This window comes from Vibrio sp. JZG10 (genome assembly GCF_054064075.1).
In genome coordinates, this window is sequence record NZ_JBSUGE010000011.1 from 174,481 (window position 1) to 193,799 (window position 19,319).

At 43.0% G+C, this 19,319-nt stretch carries 21 protein-coding genes; 15 read left to right on the top strand and 6 right to left on the bottom strand.

Features of this window, described 5'->3' with window-relative positions; translation table 11 throughout:
* The first annotated feature begins 69 nt into the window (after positions 1 to 69).
* The 6 genes from ACWYVB_RS13595 (at position 70) to mutM (ending at position 4,919) form a co-directional block, all read left to right on the top strand.
* The gene (locus ACWYVB_RS13595) at positions 70 to 1,743 is read left to right on the top strand and encodes a methyl-accepting chemotaxis protein (protein ID WP_457529168.1); all 1,674 of its coding nucleotides are present in this window, start codon (positions 70 to 72) and stop codon (positions 1,741 to 1,743) included.
* A gap of 114 nt (positions 1,744 to 1,857) precedes the next feature.
* Entirely contained in the window at positions 1,858 to 2,532 is a 675-nt protein-coding gene (gene radC, locus ACWYVB_RS13600) for a RadC family protein (RefSeq protein WP_005395784.1), read from the top strand.
* A gap of 302 nt (positions 2,533 to 2,834) precedes the next feature.
* The gene (rpmB, locus tag ACWYVB_RS13605) at positions 2,835 to 3,071 is read left to right on the top strand and encodes a 50S ribosomal protein L28 (protein WP_005384783.1); all 237 of its coding nucleotides are present in this window, start codon (positions 2,835 to 2,837) and stop codon (positions 3,069 to 3,071) included.
* 13 nt (positions 3,072 to 3,084) lie between these two features.
* Positions 3,085 to 3,255, top strand: a complete 171-nt coding sequence (rpmG, locus tag ACWYVB_RS13610; RefSeq protein WP_004410866.1) for a 50S ribosomal protein L33 — start codon at positions 3,085 to 3,087, stop codon at positions 3,253 to 3,255.
* Positions 3,256 to 3,530: 275 nt separating this feature from the next.
* Positions 3,531 to 4,007, top strand: a complete 477-nt coding sequence (locus tag ACWYVB_RS13615) for a hypothetical protein (protein WP_074192073.1) — start codon at positions 3,531 to 3,533, stop codon at positions 4,005 to 4,007.
* A gap of 102 nt (positions 4,008 to 4,109) precedes the next feature.
* The gene (gene mutM / locus ACWYVB_RS13620) at positions 4,110 to 4,919 is read left to right on the top strand and encodes a bifunctional DNA-formamidopyrimidine glycosylase/DNA-(apurinic or apyrimidinic site) lyase (RefSeq protein WP_074191916.1); all 810 of its coding nucleotides are present in this window, start codon (positions 4,110 to 4,112) and stop codon (positions 4,917 to 4,919) included.
* 18 nt (positions 4,920 to 4,937) lie between these two features.
* On the opposite strand, the gene ACWYVB_RS13625 is transcribed toward mutM, so the two are convergent.
* The 5 genes from ACWYVB_RS13625 to ACWYVB_RS13645 are packed head-to-tail and all read right to left on the bottom strand — an operon-like array spanning position 4,938 to position 9,240.
* A complete protein-coding gene (locus ACWYVB_RS13625) occupies positions 4,938 to 5,861 on the bottom strand; it encodes a glycosyl transferase family 90 (protein ID WP_074191917.1) in 924 nt (307 codons plus the stop codon).
* The gene (coaD, locus tag ACWYVB_RS13630; RefSeq protein WP_074191918.1) at positions 5,858 to 6,337 is read right to left on the bottom strand and encodes a pantetheine-phosphate adenylyltransferase; all 480 of its coding nucleotides are present in this window, start codon (positions 6,335 to 6,337) and stop codon (positions 5,858 to 5,860) included. Before coaD ends, ACWYVB_RS13625 begins: the two co-directional genes overlap by 4 nt.
* Positions 6,334 to 7,365: a glycosyltransferase family 4 protein gene (locus tag ACWYVB_RS13635; RefSeq protein WP_074191919.1), complete on the bottom strand. Its 1,032-nt coding sequence runs from the start codon at positions 7,363 to 7,365 to the stop codon at positions 6,334 to 6,336. The genes coaD and ACWYVB_RS13635 overlap by 4 nt, the downstream gene beginning before the upstream one ends.
* A 1-nt stretch (position 7,366) precedes the next feature.
* The gene (locus ACWYVB_RS13640; RefSeq protein ID WP_457529172.1) at positions 7,367 to 8,149 is read right to left on the bottom strand and encodes a glycosyltransferase family 2 protein; all 783 of its coding nucleotides are present in this window, start codon (positions 8,147 to 8,149) and stop codon (positions 7,367 to 7,369) included.
* Between the two features lie 35 nt (positions 8,150 to 8,184).
* The gene (locus ACWYVB_RS13645) at positions 8,185 to 9,240 is read right to left on the bottom strand and encodes a glycosyltransferase family 9 protein (RefSeq protein WP_457529174.1); all 1,056 of its coding nucleotides are present in this window, start codon (positions 9,238 to 9,240) and stop codon (positions 8,185 to 8,187) included.
* Between the two features lie 107 nt (positions 9,241 to 9,347).
* On the opposite strand from ACWYVB_RS13645, the gene ACWYVB_RS13650 reads away from it, so the two are divergent.
* From ACWYVB_RS13650 to ACWYVB_RS13685, 8 genes are all read left to right on the top strand, one after another.
* Entirely contained in the window at positions 9,348 to 9,755 is a 408-nt protein-coding gene (locus tag ACWYVB_RS13650; protein ID WP_005395798.1) for a diacylglycerol kinase, read from the top strand.
* A gap of 11 nt (positions 9,756 to 9,766) precedes the next feature.
* Positions 9,767 to 10,477, top strand: a complete 711-nt coding sequence (locus ACWYVB_RS13655; RefSeq protein WP_318119332.1) for a 3-deoxy-D-manno-octulosonic acid kinase — start codon at positions 9,767 to 9,769, stop codon at positions 10,475 to 10,477.
* 141 nt (positions 10,478 to 10,618) lie between these two features.
* On the top strand, positions 10,619 to 11,686 hold the full coding sequence (rfbB, locus tag ACWYVB_RS13660) for a dTDP-glucose 4,6-dehydratase (protein ID WP_457529177.1): 1,068 nt from the start codon (positions 10,619 to 10,621) through the stop codon (positions 11,684 to 11,686).
* The gene (rfbA, locus tag ACWYVB_RS13665; RefSeq protein ID WP_318119334.1) at positions 11,686 to 12,570 is read left to right on the top strand and encodes a glucose-1-phosphate thymidylyltransferase RfbA; all 885 of its coding nucleotides are present in this window, start codon (positions 11,686 to 11,688) and stop codon (positions 12,568 to 12,570) included. Before rfbB ends, rfbA begins: the two co-directional genes overlap by 1 nt.
* Positions 12,560 to 13,639: a DegT/DnrJ/EryC1/StrS family aminotransferase gene (locus ACWYVB_RS13670; RefSeq protein ID WP_318119335.1), complete on the top strand. Its 1,080-nt coding sequence runs from the start codon at positions 12,560 to 12,562 to the stop codon at positions 13,637 to 13,639. Before rfbA ends, ACWYVB_RS13670 begins: the two co-directional genes overlap by 11 nt.
* 64 nt (positions 13,640 to 13,703) lie before the next feature.
* Positions 13,704 to 14,762: a 3-deoxy-7-phosphoheptulonate synthase gene (locus tag ACWYVB_RS13675; RefSeq protein WP_318119336.1), complete on the top strand. Its 1,059-nt coding sequence runs from the start codon at positions 13,704 to 13,706 to the stop codon at positions 14,760 to 14,762.
* A 27-nt stretch (positions 14,763 to 14,789) separates the two neighbouring features.
* Positions 14,790 to 15,827 carry a Gfo/Idh/MocA family protein gene (locus ACWYVB_RS13680; protein ID WP_318119337.1) on the top strand — a complete coding sequence of 346 codons (1,038 nt, stop codon included), beginning with the start codon at positions 14,790 to 14,792 and terminating at the stop codon, positions 15,825 to 15,827.
* Positions 15,828 to 15,844: 17 nt separating this feature from the next.
* A complete protein-coding gene (locus tag ACWYVB_RS13685) occupies positions 15,845 to 16,972 on the top strand; it encodes an ATP-grasp domain-containing protein (RefSeq protein ID WP_318119338.1) in 1,128 nt (375 codons plus the stop codon).
* A gap of 56 nt (positions 16,973 to 17,028) precedes the next feature.
* Here ACWYVB_RS13685 and ACWYVB_RS13690 read toward each other — a convergent pair whose 3' ends face one another.
* Positions 17,029 to 18,102 (bottom strand): FkbM family methyltransferase, encoded by a 1,074-nt coding sequence (locus ACWYVB_RS13690; RefSeq protein WP_318119339.1) that lies wholly within the window; start codon positions 18,100 to 18,102, stop codon positions 17,029 to 17,031.
* 321 nt (positions 18,103 to 18,423) lie between these two features.
* Between ACWYVB_RS13690 and ACWYVB_RS13695 the strand changes: the two genes are divergently transcribed.
* Positions 18,424 to 19,296, top strand: a complete 873-nt coding sequence (locus ACWYVB_RS13695) for a glycosyltransferase family 2 protein (RefSeq protein ID WP_318119340.1) — start codon at positions 18,424 to 18,426, stop codon at positions 19,294 to 19,296.
* The last annotated feature ends 23 nt before the right edge of the window (positions 19,297 to 19,319 follow it).

Genomic DNA, 19,319 nt, shown 5'->3' on the forward strand with positions numbered 1-19,319 from the left:
TCTCGCCTACCTCACAGACAAGTTGCGCGGAGTTTGCAAGTCTGAAAAGAAAAAGAGGTACTGGAAACCATGGTGTTGAAAAGTCGAAACAAATTGCTGCTGATAACCCTAATTCCGTTGTTGTTGATCACTACGTTGATCTCAGTGGTGTATTACATCAACAGCAGTAAAAGTTTGGAAGCGGAGCTGGCAAGAGACAGGCAAGAGCTCATCGAAACGAAAAAGAAAGAGTTACAAGCCTACATGATGATGGGTGTGACGGCGATAAAACCGTTATACGACACGGATGTAAATGGAAGTAATAAAGAGGCAGCAAAAGAAATTCTGAAAGCCATGCGCTTTGAAAGCGATGGTTACTTTTTTGCCTACGACTCTCAAGGTGTGAATACGTTACATGCCATCAAACCTTCTTTAGAGGGTAAAAACCTTTACGACTTAAAAGATGAAAATGGGGTCGCAGTTATCGCGGGCTTGATTGATGCTTCTCAAAAAGGGGATGGGTTCCTCTATTTCTCGTGGCACAAACCGACCATTGACGCACAAGCGCCTAAGCTAGGCTATGCAGAATATCTATCGAAATGGGACTGGGTTTTAGGCACTGGTGTTTATATTGATGACATCGACCAGCAAGTTGCGATGAACAGAGAATTAAAGACTCAAGAGCTAAAAGAGCATACGTTATCTGCTGTGTTGATTTCCGTTATTGGATTGATCATCACCAGTATTCTCACCAGTATCGTGGTGTCGAAAGGCATTCAGCCATTACAACATGTCGCGGCGTCATTGAAAGATGTAGCCGCAGGCGGCGGTGACTTAACGGCTCGTTTAAAAGTCGAAAGTCAGGATGAAGTCGGTGAAGTGGCGGCCGCGTTTAATGAGTTTATGGATAAGCTGCACCCACTGATGCAGGATATCCACCGCTCTGCGACGACAGTACAAACCGTTTCTCAAAGCCTGAACACTCAGACCAGCCAAGCGAGCGGTCAAATGCAGGATCACTGTTTAGAGACGGACAAAGTCGTGACGGCAGTGACACAAATGAGTATGACAGCCAAAGAAGTAGCCAGCAATACCAATGCGACCGCGCAGGCGATTGAGGATGCCAACAGTCAAGTTACCGAAGCTCAGCGTGAAGTGGAACAAGCAATTGAAGGCATTACCGAGCTAGTGAGGGAGATAGACAGTACGTCAGATGCAATTTCTGAGTTGAGTTTACAAACCGAAAAAATAACCAAAGTGCTGGATGTGATTGGTGAGATAGCCGAGCAAACGAATTTGTTGGCCCTAAATGCGGCGATTGAAGCGGCTAGAGCCGGTGAGCAAGGCCGAGGATTTGCCGTCGTTGCGGATGAAGTTCGCTCGCTAGCCAGTCGTACGCAAAATAGTACTCATGAAATTGGTGACATGCTTAAGCAGCTACAAAATGGTGTATCAAGAGCGGTCAGTACGATGTCGGTGAGCCAAAAACGAGGTGTAAAAACGGCGGAAGAATCGGCGCTCATTCAGCAATCTCTTTCTAGTGTTCATCATTCTATCGGAACAATTCGAGATATGGGTATTCAAACCGCGTCTGCTGCCGAAGAGCAAAGTGCGGTTGCAGAAGACATCAACCAAAACTTAGTGGCTATTCAACAGATCGTGAACAACATTAATAAGACGTTGCAGCATGCCGAGTCAATCAGCACGCAGCTATCACAATCTGGAACAGAAATTCACGGCTTGGTTGGCAACTTTAAACTCTGATGAACTGTTAAGTTGCATTGAAAGCACTGATGGTACGAAGAAAGCGAAAGTCATACTCGACTTTCGCTTTTTGTTTTGTGGAATAGGGGCACTTTCCATATAAAGAGACATCAGATGATACTGAAAGCTATGCCAACTGAGTCCATGCCCAGAGAGAAGTTGTTGCAACGAGGACCGCAAGCATTGACCGATGCTGAGCTACTGGCCATCTTCTTGCGCACAGGCACCCGCGGAATGAACGTGATTGAGCTTGCAGACTTCCTTATTCAAGACTTTGGTTCGCTCAGACAACTATTTTCAGCATCAGAGCAAGAGTTTTGTCGTCACAAAGGATTGGGGCAAGCCAAGTATGTTCAGTTGCAAGCGGTACTAGAAATGACGCAACGCTACTTGGCGGAGACGCTAAAGCGTGGTGATGCCTTAACCAGTCCCGACCAAACTAAGTTATATCTGTCTTCTATTTTAAGGGATCGGCAAAGAGAGGCTTTTTATATTCTTTTTCTCGATAACCAGCACCGAGTGATAAAAGATGAAATTTTATTTGAAGGAACGTTGGATGCCGCGTCGGTTTATCCGAGAGAAGTCGTCAAGCGAGCTCTGCATCATAATGCGGCGGCTTTGATTTTGGCGCACAATCATCCTTCAGGCGTTGCTGAGCCGAGCCAAGCTGACAGAAGGATTACAAGGCGTCTCACCGACGCATTAGCATTGGTGGATATTCGTATTTTGGACCATTTCGTCATCGGAGATGGGGAAAGTGTCTCTTTTGCTGAAAGAGGCTGGATATAACTGTGCGTTTTTTAGGTTGTTAGTTGCTAAAAATCTGCTATCATCCACGCCACTAAATTTTTAACTGAATTCAGCTTGGACTGCTAAAAAAATCTGCTGTCTAAAAAAAGATCACGAAAACCTGTAAAAAGGATCTGTTCGGGTCTTGAGCAATGCATATCAAGTTAGTATAATGCGCGACCTTTGATAGCCTTGTATGGATTTTCCATAGCGGTTCTTAACCTCTAACTTCTTTTCGAGAGATAGAGAGGTTCGGCCACCAAGGTTGATATCGAGCTGAAACGATTTTGGAGAAGACATTCATGTCACGAGTATGCCAAGTAACTGGTAAGCGTCCAGTAACGGGTAACAACCGTTCACACGCACGAAATGCTACTAAGCGTCGTTTTCTGCCGAACCTACAAACTCATCGTTTCTGGGTAGAGAGCGAAAAACGTTTTGTTAAACTACGTCTATCTGCTAAAGGTATGCGCATCATCGACAAGAAAGGTATTGATACTGTTCTTGCAGACATGCGTGCACGTGGCGAAAACGTTTAAGAGGAAATAAGCAATGGCAAAGAAAGGCGTTCGTGAGAAAATCCGTCTAGTATCTTCTGCAGGTACAGGCCACTTCTACACAACTGATAAGAACAAGCGTAATATGCCAGGCAAATTTGAGATCAAAAAGTTTGATCCAGTAGTTCGCCAGCACGTTATGTACAAAGAAGCAAAAATCAAATAATTGGTTTCAGTCTCTTTGATGAATTGAAAAACCCAACTTTCGAGTTGGGTTTTTTATTACCTGAATAAAAAAGTGCTAAAAAAGTGTTCAGTACGTCATCGGATTATAAAGCACTGCTGAAGTCATTTTATCGGTCCGACGCTACACTAGAATTTTTGATTTATCGCTCTCTACCGCTTTGTCACCACTTCTCTACACACTTGCACACCATTGTTCTAGTCAACCTCAATACTCTTTGGTAGTTTACTCATAACTATAAGAGAGTAGAGATGGTTATGCGTGTGAGTCCGGCTCGTCGCCGCCGATGGAACAATATTCTTATTCTGGGCATTATCGCGTTTATAGTGATCTTAAATGCGCCGATGTGGATCAAAACTTACCTATTAACAGACCAAGCAGACCCTTACCCAAATGTACTTCGCTCCGGCTATACGGTTGAGTCTTTGTACTATAGTGGCTGGGAGTTCGAACTGCATGATGGACGATGGCAATCCAATATCAAAGTCGATGCACCGATCAGTGAGCTTGTATCACGCTGGCAGTCATTGGAAGGGACCGAGCTCACCTCGGAACAGTTCGATCACTTAAAACCTAACCTGACGGTACCTGAAACGGTAGAAGTCTGGTATCAGGATCTCGAAGAGCCGCAGCGGGTGACTTTCTTTCGTTTACCTGATTTCTGGCTATTTAAAACCTGGCAAGACAAATGGGTCGCTATCTCCGTCGATGAAAACTACCTTATGCCAGAGTAAAGCCTTTTTGCGTCTATACCCCTAATAAGCTTCTCTATTTATCGTTTTTCTTTTCGATTATGCTAGCAGCGAGAACTATTAGCCGGTGAATTGGAGAATCTAATGCCTGAGTTGCCAGAAGTAGAAGTCAGTCGTATGGGGATTAGCCCCCACATGGTTGGACAAACGATCCAGTCGTTTACTTTTCGAACGCCTAAATTGCGCTGGGATATTCCTATAGAGCTTAAAAAATTGGAAGGGCAGGTGATCCGTACGATTAGCCGTCGTGCGAAATACTTACTGATCGAGACAAACACAGGTACAGCCATTGTTCACTTAGGCATGTCTGGGTCTTTACGTGTCCTAGATGCCGACTTTCCGCCAGCAAAGCACGATCATGTGGATCTCAAACTAAGCAGTGGAAAAATACTACGTTATAACGATCCGCGTCGTTTTGGGGCATGGTTGTGGTGTGCTCCTGGCGAGTCACATGCTGTACTAGCAAACATGGGGCCTGAGCCTTTAACTGAAGAGTTCAACGCGGAATATGTAGCGGAGAAAGCTAAAAATAAGCGTGTTGCCGTCAAGCAGTTCATCATGGACAACAAAGTCGTGGTTGGTGTCGGGAACATCTACGCGAATGAATCGTTGTTTAAATCTCGAATTCACCCTTCAAGGCCCGCAGGTAAACTGACTTCTCAAGAGTGGGGATTACTTGTTGAAAATATCAAAATGACACTTGAGATTGCCATTACGCAAGGTGGGACTACGCTGAAAGACTTTGCGCAAGCTGATGGAAAGCCGGGTTACTTTGCACAAGAGTTATTAGTTTACGGAAAAGCCGGAGAGCCATGCCCAGAATGCGGCGAACGACTTCAGGAGCTAAAAATAGGGCAGCGTAATACCTTCTTTTGTGGTGAGTGTCAGAAGTGAAATATGGATTAGGGCAAATTACATTTGCCCTGATTTTTCAAAGTACTTCTTTGCCACTAATAGAGAGATTAATTTTTCTCGCTGAGGGTTTTTAAACTGTTCTACCCATTCGTGCGCATTATGGATGATGGCTTCTGCCTCTTCAGGATGAGCGATGTAGTATTCCATTTTCTCTATCAAATCAGAGTAATCGGCTTTCACCTCTACATAGTGAACACCTGCTTGCAAGCGGCCTTCCATAAACCAAGTCTCATACCTAGGCTTGGACATTATTACCAGTGAGTTTGAAGACATCGCCCACTTGAGGTTAGTCGCAACATCATTGCCTTCGATGGCGAGCAAAAACTTGTAATTAAGCTGTTCTTCAATCGACATAAATCCTTTTTCCCAAGGATCGCCGTTGACTGGCTGTGTCTGACCAATGTTACATTGAGGGTGGTTATAGAACTGCTCAATCACTTTTTTACGGTGTGGCTGGTATCCAACACCACGCCAAGCCGCCATGTTTTTCTTGCTTCTAAATGACTGTTTATCAGTAACAAACTGGAAGTGACGAATCTCATTTAACTTTAGTAAGACGGAGTTTTGATTGTCTTCCCCAATCGGTCGACTTTTAAGAAAGCATGGGTATTCTGGTACATAACGAATATCACCGTTCAAAAACTGGAAAAAGTATTGAGCTGGGAAGGACTTAACTACTTTGTGTAGGTCGAAGTAGTATGTTGTACCGCCTGTCTTTTTGTAGCCGCCAACACGTGTCGACTCGTTTTCAGGAAGTTCAAATGACTCGTTAACCTTGTTGTAGTAGTCTACTCGCTCTTGGATATAGGAATCCATCGGGTATTTATCGATAAGACGACGAGCTGATTTACTTCTAATGGAGTTAGGTACTAAGACTTGCAGACTATTTGAAGCGTAATACTTAAATTTTCTGAAACTCATTGTGCTACCTTTGTATTGATAGCGATATAAACACATTCAGGTACAAATTGCTTCACATCTCCACCATGAATGGCAACTTCACGAACAATAGTGGAAGAAAGGAAGGCGTATTCGTCGGCTGGAGTAAGGAACACGCTTTCCATTCCTGGCAACAGTTTGCGATACATGCTGGTAAGGCCGAACTCGTATTCAAAGTCTACCGTTGTTCTCAGGCCGCGTACCAATACGTTTGCTTCTTGCTCTCTGGCAAAATCAACAAGTAGACCACTAAAACCGGCTGTCGATACATTACTTAAATGTGCTGTTGATTCTTCAACCAGTTTTACGCGTTCTTCTAGGCTAAAAAGCGTATTTTTAGAAGGGCTTGCCGCGACACCAATAACAATTTGATCAAACATGTCTGCGGCACGAGTGATGATATCAAGGTGACCATTTGTGATTGGATCGAAAGTACCTGGGTATATGACTTTTTTCATCGTAAAACTGTCTCGTAAATGTCTACGTATTGATTAGCAGTGTAGTTGATATCAAACAATTTCAATTTCTCTTGCCCTTGAGCAATGAAGTGTTGCTTCAATTCATCATCTTGGGAAACCTTTACTATTGCATCTGCCAGTTCTTGTGAATTACCTGGCTCAACCAGTAATCCATTTGAGTTGTGGTCGATGATGTCAGGAATGCCTCCTGCGTTGGTACCAATAATAGGTAAACCAGAGCCCATACCTTCCAAAATGACAGAACCAAGCCCTTCGGTATACGATGGGTGTACTTGTAAGTCTGCCGCTGCAAACCAATCACCCATGTTGTTCTGTTTACCTTCAAAGCTAATGTTAGTTAGACCTTCTGCTTGTGCTTCAAGCGTTTGTCGCTCTGGACCATCGCCCAATAAACAGATGTGAACAGAGGGCGCAATGTCTTTTAGTAGCCTTGCCGCTTCGATAGTGACATTGAAGCCTTTATGTTTGAGCATGTTTGCGGCATGAATCACCAAAAACTTACCCGCAAAGCGCTCTCTTAGGGCTTTAACTGCTTGTTTATCTACAGAGTATACCACTGGGGAGCTTGGTATTTTGTAAGTGGTAGACGTTGGGTAAGCGTCTTTGACTCTCTGAACAATGGCTGTGCTTAAGCCAACTACAGCACTCGCTTTCGTGTAGGCTAAATTTGCCAGCCACTTTTTCTTTAGAGGGTTATCTATACGGCGCGTGACGATATAAGGCTTACCATAAAGCATGTGCTGAATGAGAGCCCAATAAATTGCGCGTCCTTCATGAACATGAATGATTGAACACTTTTGAGTTACAGCTTTAGAGTGTGCCTTGGTAAAGTGAGTCGCCAGCACTAGCTTAACGTTCAGTTTACGGATGGCATCGGCAAAAGGGCTTTTAGGGTTAGCGACTACCGTAAGGTTATAACCCAATTTGACTTGTTGCTGGATGAGTTGAAGGGTTTGGTTTTCTCCTCCATGGTAGCCAGAAGCCAAATTAACATGGCAAATATTCATATTATTGCTCTTTATTGTGTTTTTTCACGTAGTCACGCAGCCACAGATCGGCATAACGGGTAAAAGTGGTGTTTGCGCTTAACACGGCTAGCAAAAATCCGTGTCGTCCATCTAAGAAGCCACGCTTGATGATATACATTTTAAAGAATCGAAAAAAACCGTGCGTAAATGCACTAAGTAGAGAAGCGTTTTTTTTTCCTTCTCTTTGGTCAGCCCAAGACTGCATATACAATTGAGTCTTGCGGATATATTCACCTAGCCTTTCGTAGGTAAAGTGCTTGAGACGCCCGTTCAATGACACGATGTTAAATCCATTTGGAATGACCACGCTTTCGTGCACCAATGCATCGTTGTATTGAGTTTGTGAAGTTTTATACAAACGGACTACCCAGTCAGGAGACCAGCCAGAGTGACGAATTTCTTTGGCAAAGGCAGTGGTTAGACGATTAATTTGGTAGACGTTTTTGTCTTTGTGCTGACTGATAGCATTCAGTATGTCTTGACGCAGTTCGTCAGTTACGCGCTCATCAGCATCTAGCCAAAGAACGAAATCGGACTCGATATAAGTTTGAGCAAGTTGGCGCTGTTTGCCAAACCCCTGCCAGTCTAAGTTAGAGTAAAACTTATCTGTGTATTGCCTTGCGATGGATTCAGTATTATCCGTACTGCCAGAATCTAGGATGACAATCTCATCGACCCAATCTTTTACTGTGTCTAGACAAGCTTGTAAGTGCTTCTCTTCATTTTTTACAATTAAGGCAACGGCTAAGGTTGGTTTGGACAAGGTCATTTCCTTCTTAACAAATCAAGACAGTAAGTTTACTGGTATTGAGGATACAAATCTTCTAAGAGTTGATCGAACATGCTCATTACTTGAGTGTTAGTAATGCGGTTCATTGCCGTTTCATCTTTAGCGCGAGTTCGCCAGCTTAACTCGTGACTGTTTTTGCCTGTTTCCGCAAAGATCGTTTCTTCATACACTGAGACAACGTATTTTAGATAACGGTAAGGTCCTACTCGCAGCGGATTATGGTGTGCATAGAGCCCGATGATTGGCGTTTTCATTGCATTCGCCATGTGTGCTGGTCCGGTATCGGGGGCGATGACCATTTCAACCTTATCTATTAACGCAAGCATTTGCAGAATTGAACTTTGTCCAACTAAATTTAGACACGGTTCTTCCAAGCGAGATTGAATGGTCTCTGCCAGGTCCAATTCTACCTGAGCAGGGCTGCCTGCCAGAATCACGTTCCAGCCTTTTGCTCTGGCGTGGTGAATCACATCCACATAACCTTCCGCGTTCCAGTTTTTATAAGCTTTGCTCGCACCAGGCACAATCAGCAGGTTAGGTTTACTACGAGAAATATGAGACTCTGCCCAAGCTTGGTCGTGGTCTGAACAAGAAAGTACCCAGTCCAGTTCTGCCTTTGGTACCCCAATTTGGTGGGCAAAGGCCATTAAGCCATCTGCGACATGCAGAGATTGCGGGGAAGGCACTTTGACATTGGTAAATAGCGTCTGAAAATCTTGGCTTCTATCAGAAGAGAAACCAAGTTTGTATTTTGCTTTAATGCCCAACGTCGCGACACTCGCTCGAATCGCGTACTGCATATGCAATAGCGCATCAAACTCTCTGCCTTTCAGCTGTCGCCAAAGCGATTTGTAGCCATCGAATCCCGCTTTTTTATCAAAAACAATCACTTCTACGCCATCAATGGCGGCTAATAACTGGGCTTCAAGTTTACCCGTTATCCAAGTAATCTGGGTCGAAGGCCAGTGTTTCTGAATAGCTTGAACGGTGGCGATGGTATTGCAAACGTCTCCAATAGCGGACAAACGCAAGATGCATAATGACGATGGGGCAGAAGTGAACATAATTATTGTCTGATTCGATGAATAGAGGCAGGTAAATTATGCAGACATCCCCAATAAATGTAAAATACACGGCTCGAATATAGCTAAGTACTGATAAGTGTTCTGCAATGTCAAAGACAACACCACATCAATCGCAAGAATCTGGCAAGCCGGGTAACACCGGGCTAAAGCGCATCGTTAAAGCGACGGGTTATTCGATCCAAGGATTAAAAGCGGCTTTTAAGCATGAAGCTGCCATTCGACAAGAGTTGGCTCTGTTGAGTATTGCTGTGATTTTGGCTTGGCTAGTGGATGTCGGCATGGTTGAGCGTATCTTAATGATCGGGGTCGTGGTATTAGTCTTGATTGTAGAGCTTGTAAACTCAGCGATTGAGGCGGTAGTGGATCGTATCGGTATTGAACGGCATGAACTCAGTGGTCGAGCTAAAGATATAGGCTCTGCTGCCGTTATGGTTGCTTTGGCGTTTGCTGCATTTACTTGGTTGTATATATTAGCCAGCCGGTATTTAGGCTAGAGGGTGAGCGTATGACTCAACAGTATAAAAACAACAACCAAGTGATCTGGTTTGATGACGAGATTATTACAGACCCTAGCCAACCGATATTTGATGCGGAATACTGGCAGTCCTCCGACAAGGTGGTTGGCAGTGCGACGGGGCGAGGCACAACATGGTTTATCCAACTAGAGAACATGCAAGCGGCACTACGTCATTACCGTCGTGGCGGTTTGTTTGGGAAGTTAGTTAACGATTATTATTGGTTCTCTGGCTGGGATAACACCCGTTGTGCGCAAGAGTTTCAGCTTTTGTTGGCGCTAATTGAGGCTGGGGTGCACGTTCCTCGTCCTATTGCAGCAAGAGCCGTAAAGTCAGGACTCTTCTATCAAGGTGATTTATTAAGTGAGCGAATCCCAAACGCCAGAGATCTGGTTAGTATCTTGCAAGAGCAGTCTTTATCGGTAGAAATGTATCAGAAAATAGGGCAAGAAATTGCCAAGATGCATCAGGTTGGCGTTAACCATACTGATTTGAATATCCACAATATCTTGATCGACGACAAAGATAAGGTATGGATTATCGATTTTGATAAGTGTCGTTTTGAAACTTCTGGTGACTGGAAGCATCAAAATCTAAATAGACTTCGGCGTTCATTTAATAAAGAGCGTTTAAAGCGACAGATTATTTGGCAAGAATCCGATTTTGAGCATTTGCAGGACGGTTATGCTTCTCAATCTTAATTGAGTTTCTTATCATTTTGCATTAATTGCTCTAAGTAAGCCCTCTTGAGTCTAACGATGCTCGAGTGAGTCTATAAACTACAATAATCATAAAGTATTCATGTGTATCTGATGACACACAAATTAACGTAGGTAACATTCGTGAAGAAAATATTAGTAACCGGTGGAGCAGGCTTCATTGGCTCAGCTGTTGTCCGACATATCATTCGTGACACTCAAGATACTGTTATCAATTTAGATAAACTGACCTACGCAGGGAATCTAGAGTCATTGGTTGATGTCTCAGAGAGTGAACGTTACTACTTCGAGCAAGTGGATATCTGTGACCGAGCTGAACTAGACCGCGTGTTTTCAGAGCATCAACCCGATATGGTGATGCATTTAGCGGCTGAGTCTCATGTCGATCGTTCTATTGATGGTCCTGCTGCTTTTATTGAGACCAACGTGATGGGCACTTACCATTTGCTTGAAGCGGTGCGTCAATATTGGTCGAACCTAGATGAAGCGCGCCAATCGGCATTCCGTTTTCATCATATTTCTACGGACGAAGTGTACGGCGATTTAGAGGGGACGGATGATTTGTTCACCGAAACCACTTCATACGCGCCGAGTAGCCCATATTCCGCATCTAAAGCGTCGAGCGATCATCTGGTTCGCGCTTGGCAACGTACTTATGGTTTACCGACACTTGTCACCAATTGCTCAAACAACTATGGCCCGTACCACTTCCCAGAGAAGTTGATCCCTCTGATGATTTTAAATGCCCTCGACGGCAAGCCGCTGCCTGTGTATGGCGATGGTATGCAAATCCGAGATTGGCTGTTCGTGGAAGATCATGCTCGCGCGCTGTACAAAGTGGTCAACGAAGGTGAAGTCGGTGAAACCTACAACATTGGTGGCCATAACGAAAAAGCAAACATCGAAGTGGTGAAAACCATTTGTGCTTTGCTTGAAGAGTTGCGTCCAGAAAAACCGGCCGGGGTCGAGTCTTATGAATCTTTGATCACTTATGTCAAAGATCGCCCTGGTCATGATGTGCGCTACGCAATTGATGCCACCAAGATCGCTCAAGAGCTTGGCTGGACGCCAGAAGAAACGTTTGAAAGCGGTATTCGCAAAACCGTGGAATGGTACCTCAATAATCAGCAATGGTGGCAACGCGTGCTTGATGGTTCATACAGTTTAGAGCGATTAGGAGCGGGCGAATAATGAAAGGCATTATTTTAGCAGGTGGCTCGGGCACTCGCCTTTACCCTATAACACGCGGTGTCTCTAAGCAGTTACTGCCGGTTTATGACAAACCAATGATTTACTACCCGTTGTCGGTACTCATGCTTGCTGGCATTCGTGAAATCTTGATCATCACCACGCCAGAAGACCTGGAGGGTTTTCAGCGCCTATTAGGTGATGGCTCAGAGTTTGGCATTGAGTTGCAATACGCGATTCAACCAAGTCCAGATGGCTTAGCTCAAGCCTTCATCATTGGCGAAGGATTCATTGGCGATGATTCAGTATGTTTAGTGCTGGGTGACAACATCTTTTATGGGCAAGGGTTCTCTCCAAAGTTAAAGAAAGCGGTTGAGACGGCAGAGAGTGGCAATGGGGCTACGGTGTTTGGCTACCAAGTGAAAGACCCTGAGCGCTTTGGTGTGGTTGAGTTTGATGCTGACAGAAAAGCTATCTCTATTGAAGAAAAGCCAGCTAAGCCAAAGAGCCACTATGCTGTGACGGGGCTGTACTTCTTTGACAACCAAGTCGTGAGTAGAGCTAAGCAAGTCGAACCATCAGAGCGAGGTGAGCTGGAAATTACCACATTAAATCAAATGTACCTAACAGCAAACGAGCTCAATGTTGAAATGTTAGGGCGTGGTTTTGCCTGGTTAGACACAGGTACTTACGAAAGCTTGCTCGAAGCTGCTCAATTTGTTTCGACGATAGAGAAACGACAAGGTTATAAGATTGCATGTTTGGAAGAAATTGCCTTTAACAATGGTTGGATTAGCAAACAGAAGTTAATGGCGGCAGCTGATGCCCTTAAGAAGAACAATTATGGTATCTACCTATCAAGCATTGTGAGCGAAGATGACAATTAAACTTAACAGTCCATTAGCTCCAGACTTAACTAAGCTTTCTAACTATTTATCTCAAGTTAATGAGAGTGGTTGGTATACAAACTTCGGCCCCTTGCACCAGCAGTTGACACAAAGGTTAGAAGAATTCTTAGGTGTGGAAAACCTATTGTTGGTTTCAAATGGGACATTTGCATTGCAAGTTGCTGCGAAAGTGCTTCAAGTTGAGCGCGCATTAACCACGCCATTCAGCTTTGTCGCGACATCAAGTGCTTTATTGTGGCAAAAAATGGATATTAGTTTTTGTGATATCGATGCAGAGAGCTACAACTTGTCACCTGAAGCTGCCCAAAAAGCACTACGACAAGAAAGTTTTGATGGCATTGTAGCGACGCATGTCTATGGTAACCCCTGCGATGTAAAAGCTTTCGAAGCGCTAAGTCAGCAGCATAACGTTAAAGTAATATACGATGCTGCCCATGCATTTGGTGTTGATGTGGAAGGAACATCAGTTTTGAATTTTGGTGATGCAAGTACATTAAGCTTTCATGCCACTAAGGTCTTTCACACCGTAGAAGGTGGTGCCATTGTTTTTAAACATAGGAATGATTTCGAACGTGCAAAAGAGCTGATTAACTTTGGCATGCAGAGTAATGGGGCTTTAGGGCAGCCTGGTATCAATGCTAAATTGAATGAATATCAATGTGCGGTAGGGTTGACTCTTTTAGATGAGATTGATGTCATTATTGCTCATCGTGCGAAGCTTCTGCTTAAATATAGACACGAACTCGCGGGTATTGTTGAAATGCCCAAATGGCATCAACAAGCTTCATTCAATGGCGCTTATATGCCGATTTACGTAGAAGTTCACGATCAAGATAAACTTCAGCGTGCTCTCGACAATAACGGCATTCAGTATCGCCGTTATTTTACTCCTTCGTTAGACCTTGCCTATCCAGAGCTGAGAAGCTTTGGGTGTGTGACCAGTCAACTGAAAGCGCAGGGAGTCTTTTGCTTACCACTTCATGGTTATATGACCGAAGTGGAAGTTTCTAAGGTGGTCTCAGTCGTTAAGGACGCGCTAAGCCAGTAAATTCGCTTTATAGATACGACTCATCTGATGAGTCGTATCTTATTTCAATAAAACTGATTGATTGATGAAAGAACAAGTAAATACAGCCAATTTGGATAATAACTTAGCGTTACTCTCACCCCGTCAGGTGATGGAGCATTGCCATAAGAGCAGCGCATTAGCGGTTCAGACGATTGGACGTAATCGCGATGCGATCAAGCAGATCGTATCAGGGGGCGACTCAAGACTACTAGTCGTTGTTGGGCCATGCTCAATTCACAATGTCGAAGAGGCGATAGATTACGCTCAGCAAATCGCGCAAGCACGACAAATGTACTCTGAAACACTTGAAATAGTGATGCGAGTATATTTTGAAAAGCCAAGAACCACAGTGGGATGGAAGGGGTTGATCAATGACCCATACCTAAATGGTAGCTTTGAAATAAACGACGGAATCAGAATTGCACGTAATTTGCTGGTTTCTCTTACAGAGATGGGTATCCCAGTCGCTTGTGAATTCTTAGATATGATTACTCCGAGTTACCTTCAAGATTTAGTCTCTTGGGGAGCGATTGGCGCAAGAACCACTGAGTCGCAAATCCACCGTGAGCTTGCTTCAAACCTCCCGTTCCCGATTGGTTTTAAAAATGCGACCAATGGTAACGTCAATGTCGCAATGGATGGCGTAAAGGCAGCTCAAGCAAGGCACTTTCAGTTGACCATAGATCAGCATGGTCAGGCTTCTGTGGCGCATACATTAGGTAACCCACACGGACATATTATCTTGCGTGGTGGCTTAGAGCCGAACTACCAAGAACACCATGTTACGTCTAGCTTAGAAGAGCTAAAGCAAGGTGGTCTAACACCAAAGTTAATGATCGATTGCAGCCATGGCAATAGTTCAAAGCAGTACCAGCGCCAGAGAGTGGTAGGACAAGATATTTGTCGACAGCTAGAGAATGGTGGCGATGGTATTATGGGTGTAATGATTGAATCAAATTTAGTCGAAGGCCGACAAGATTTAGCGGACGGTAAGGCTTTAGCCTACGGTCAATCTGTAACAGATGCGTGTATTGACTGGGAAAGTACACTAGAAATGTTGGCAGAGTTGTCCGCTTCTGTATCGCAAAGAAACTCACAGTAATGTAGAAAGATGACCAAGAGTAAAGTAATGAAGTTTTTAGTAATTGGCCCAGGGTTAATTGGCCGAAAGCACATTCAATTGATCCAAGAGCATCCAAAATGTTCAGTCGAGGCTATCGTTGCCTTACACCCAGAGATGCATGATAACTACCTTACCGAAGCGGGCATTCCAGTTTATGGAACGTTAGAGCTAGCGTTTGAACATCATACATTTGATGCGGTAATTATTAGCTCGCCAAATGAATTTCATTATGAACATGCGTTAAAGTGTATCGATAATAACTTACCGATATTAGTAGAAAAACCTCTTACGGATACCTTAGAGCGAGCGGCTAGTTTAATAAAATACGCTGAAGACAAAAGCGTACCAGTGCTGGTTGGTCATCATCGAACTTACAGCTCGTTTATGCCTATCGCCAAAGAAATAATTGGTAGCGACAAGTTTGGTAAATTGGTGTCAGTACAGGGCAGTGCTCAGTTCTTCAAGCCAGGCCATTACTTTGTTGAAGGGGAATGGCGCACTAAAAAAGGTGGCGGCCCGATCCTAATTAACTTGATCCACGAGATAGGAATAATGCGAGAGCTATGTGGTGAAGTCATCAAAGTCTTCGCTTTTGCTTCGAATACCACTCGTGAGTATGAAGTGGAAGATACGGTGGCGATCAACTTTGAGTTTGATAAAGGTTGTATCGGTACTTTTATCCTGTCTGATTGTGCAGCCAGCACCAAGAGTTGGGAAATGACAAGCGGTGAAAACCCGGCGTATCCTCATTATCCTAGAGAAGCTTGCTATCACTTTGCAGGCACCAATGGTTCATTGGACTTCCCTAGCATGGATCTTACTTATTATCGAGAGGTTGAACATGCCTCTTGGTGGAAGCCTTTTACGCATGAGAATGTACCGGTTGAAGCGCAAGATCCGTTACGTTGCCAACTCGATCACTTTGTTGATGTTATTCAAGGTCTAGCAAGTCCACTTGTTAGCGGACGAAGTGGTTATAACAATATGCGAGTGCTGGATGCAATACAGCAGTCGATATTAGAAGAAAAACCGATTTACCTGTAATTAAGTGGGACAACAGTTTGAGTAAAGTATTGCTTTTGGATACAGCCTTTGCGTCTGTACCCATTTATAACTATCTGATTAAACAGGGTCATAGCGTTTACGTAATGGGCAACCGCGCAGGTGATGCCTTGGCTATGAGAGCTGGACCGAAATGGATCAATCAAGATTACAGCCAAATTGAGTCTGTAAAGCACATTGTTGCGGATCACGAGTTTGATTATATCTTGCCAGGGTGTACTGATTTATCGATAGAAGTGTGCCAAGAAGTTGTGGATACATACGACTTTTTTGATACACCAGAAGCTTATCAGTACCTGGGAGACAAAGAGCATTTTAGAAAAATGTGTGCGGAGCTGGGCTTGTTGTCTCCGCAACGCAAGCAACGTGAAGACTTCCCATTATCTGGCCGCTATATCTGCAAACCAGTGGATGCGTTTAGTGGTCGAGGCGTATCGGTTATTGACGGTATGGACATCGATTCGGTTGCTAATGCTGACGAAGTTGCTCGTTCGGTTAGCCATACCGGGCGCTCGCTATTTGAGACTTTTGTCGAGGGGCAACTGTATAGTTACAGTGCTTTTATTGAGCAACGTAAGGTAGTAGAAAGCTTCGTGGTTATTGAAGGTTCATCTTCCAATCCATATGCCGTTGACACCAGTTATGTGGATGATGAATTCAATGAAGACGCTCGTGCTGTTCTGAAAAAGAGCATCGAAGCGATTGCACAGCATCTACAGCTTCGCGATGGGCTGGTTCATTTGCAGTTTATTCTTGCGGATGGTCAACCGTACTTAATCGAGATTACAAGACGATGCCCTGGTGATCTCTACTCTAAGTTGATTGAATACAGTACCGGGTTTGATTACGCAGGCAAGTTCGCGTCTTATTTCGTCGGTAAGGAGTATAAGGCGGTTGTAAATCAGGCTAATCCAGTGGTAAGGCACACTGTTTCATCTTTGGAAGTTATCAGCTATGAGTCACTTGAGTTTAATACATCAGTAAATGTAAAGGCTTTCTACCCTTTACTTTCACTCGGCTCAGAGGTCTTAGCCAATCAAAAAACGAGAGTAGGCATTGCTTTCTTAAATGGTAATAAAAAAGCGATTTTCGATAGCTGCGTCAAACGTAATCTATATAAACTATAGTAGTGACCCGTATGGGCTATAAAGGCACTGAATCAGTGCCTTTATCTATTGTTTAATCAGCGTTTGAAAAACATAATTGTCTCTGACCAGCCTTCGGTGTAATGACGCATATAAACCTTATAGTCAGGATTAATGTTCATTATGTAATCGTAAAGAGAAATGTAGTCCTTAGACGAATGGTAAACAGCAATAGCAAGTTTGGGCTTGTCCTGTTTGATGATGCTTGCAGAACCTTCTAAAGCTTGCACTTCCCAACCCTCAAGGTCCATTTTTAGAAAGGTTACTTTTTCTTTGATTAAGTCGTCGATAGGCTCAGCAATAACTTTAATTGAGCCTGAGTCACTAACATTTGATGCCGAACCAGAGTCTTCATCAAATGTTAGTTCTTGATATTTATTAGAAACAGCTCGTTGAATAAACTCGATTCTTGAGAAATTCTTGAGCCTTCTCTTTGCATTGTCCATGTTCTTACTTGACGGTTCTATCAAGTATATCTTCTTATAGGTAGGGTAGCGAACTGCAAACTCTTCTGTAGTATCTCCATCAAAGCCACCTGCATCAACAAACACATCATTCTCGAAAGCCATGAAATCTTCAAAATATTGTTCAGATATTCTATTTTTATAATTCTTCATTACTGACGGTTGTAGGTAAAGTCGATAAGCAATGGTATCTAAGAATACATGCTTAGACTCATTGTCAGCTAAGCTACGATATATCTTATTCAATTTGTCAGCATCGTGTTCTACCAAATGCCACATACCTTGACTGAATAAAGGTAGTTTAAGCGCTCCTTCTGATGCATGTATGACAGAGTTTAGACTTAGTAGACACCACTCTCGATTTGAAAAAACTTTTTCAACTGAGACTGGACTCACGGATGTTGAGCAATTAACTACCAAGCTATTTTTAGGAACTTGCGAGCTATGCACAACGGGAATGTTATTCCATGTTGAGGATGTTGAGTAGTCATCAACAATACCATCCAAAGGTGAAATCATGTTGATATCTAAGGATTGGCAGTTTTTACCAATAGCATATCGAGGTGTTTGGATATCTTTGTTCCAGAAATCACGGGCATTCGGACATTGCTCCCAATGGCCCAGCTTGTGGAAATCAATTGTAGTCATTAAGCTCTCTCTTTGGTATCGTGCAGCGAACTGGCTTTAGATTATAAGGGTAATTACTTCTTATATATAGTCCAAGTTTGTCCAACAGTGTTGACACATTGTGTTGGTAGATAAAAATGAAATTAACAAAGAGCTTATAGTTTTTTAGGATGTTCATTTAATACAATGGTGAGCATCAGACTTTAATATGTTATAATTATTTATTAATCGCTATGGTTTTTTAATTTATTGATATTGTGGTTTTGTTTTGTCACTATTTTTAACGATTTAAAACTAAGCTGTGATTATTTTTTGTTTAATTTATTTTAATGGTAGCTTTCTATGTCAAGTGAGTTTTCTGAAGGTATTAAAGTTTCAGTTTTTGTCGTCTGCTATAACCACGAGAAATTTATTGAAAAAGCACTAAGTGGCATTTCTAATCAAAAAACAAACTTTGATTATGAAGTGTTGATTTATGATGATTTATCTACGGACAATACTAGAACTATTATTGACGAATTTATTTTAAATAATAAAAAGTGCGCTTTAAGAAAAATTTACGCAGAGGAGAATCAATACTCAAAAGGCATTACAATGTCTTCGGTCATTATTCCTAAGGCAAAAGGTGAGTTTATCGCTTTTTGCGAGGGGGATGACTATTGGCTAGATGAGAATAAGCTTCAAAAACAATATGATAAAATGGTTGACAAGCCAGAGTTAAATGCATGTTTTCATCCAGTATATACCTTAATTGACGAACAGTTACTTGACAAAAAGTATGGCTATCTTGGGGAAGAAGACGAGATCGTCTCATTTAAGACGATCATCAAGAAGGGTGGAGGCTATATGCCAATGGCTTCTTTGTTTATTCGAACTAAACCATTTCTTGAGTTAATCGCTAAAAACCCGGATTTTTTCCTATATAACTGTGAACACTCCGTATTACAGATTATCAATAGTGTCGACAAAGGCGCACTTTACATACCGGGTTATATGTCAGTGTATCGTAGTATGCATGAGGGCTCTTGGAGTCTGCAGCAAGCGAAAGACCCGATTGCTGAAGATCGTGAATTTGAGCAATATAAAAAACGAATCTTAGGGCTAAATCGGATATATGGCTATAAATACTGGCCAACCTTTATTTCTATATACTTAAAGAAATCGAAAAAGCATTACAGAAAGAAAATAAAGCGTTGGTTTAAAACTAAAGCTTAAAATAAAGCCGAGTTAATATCGGC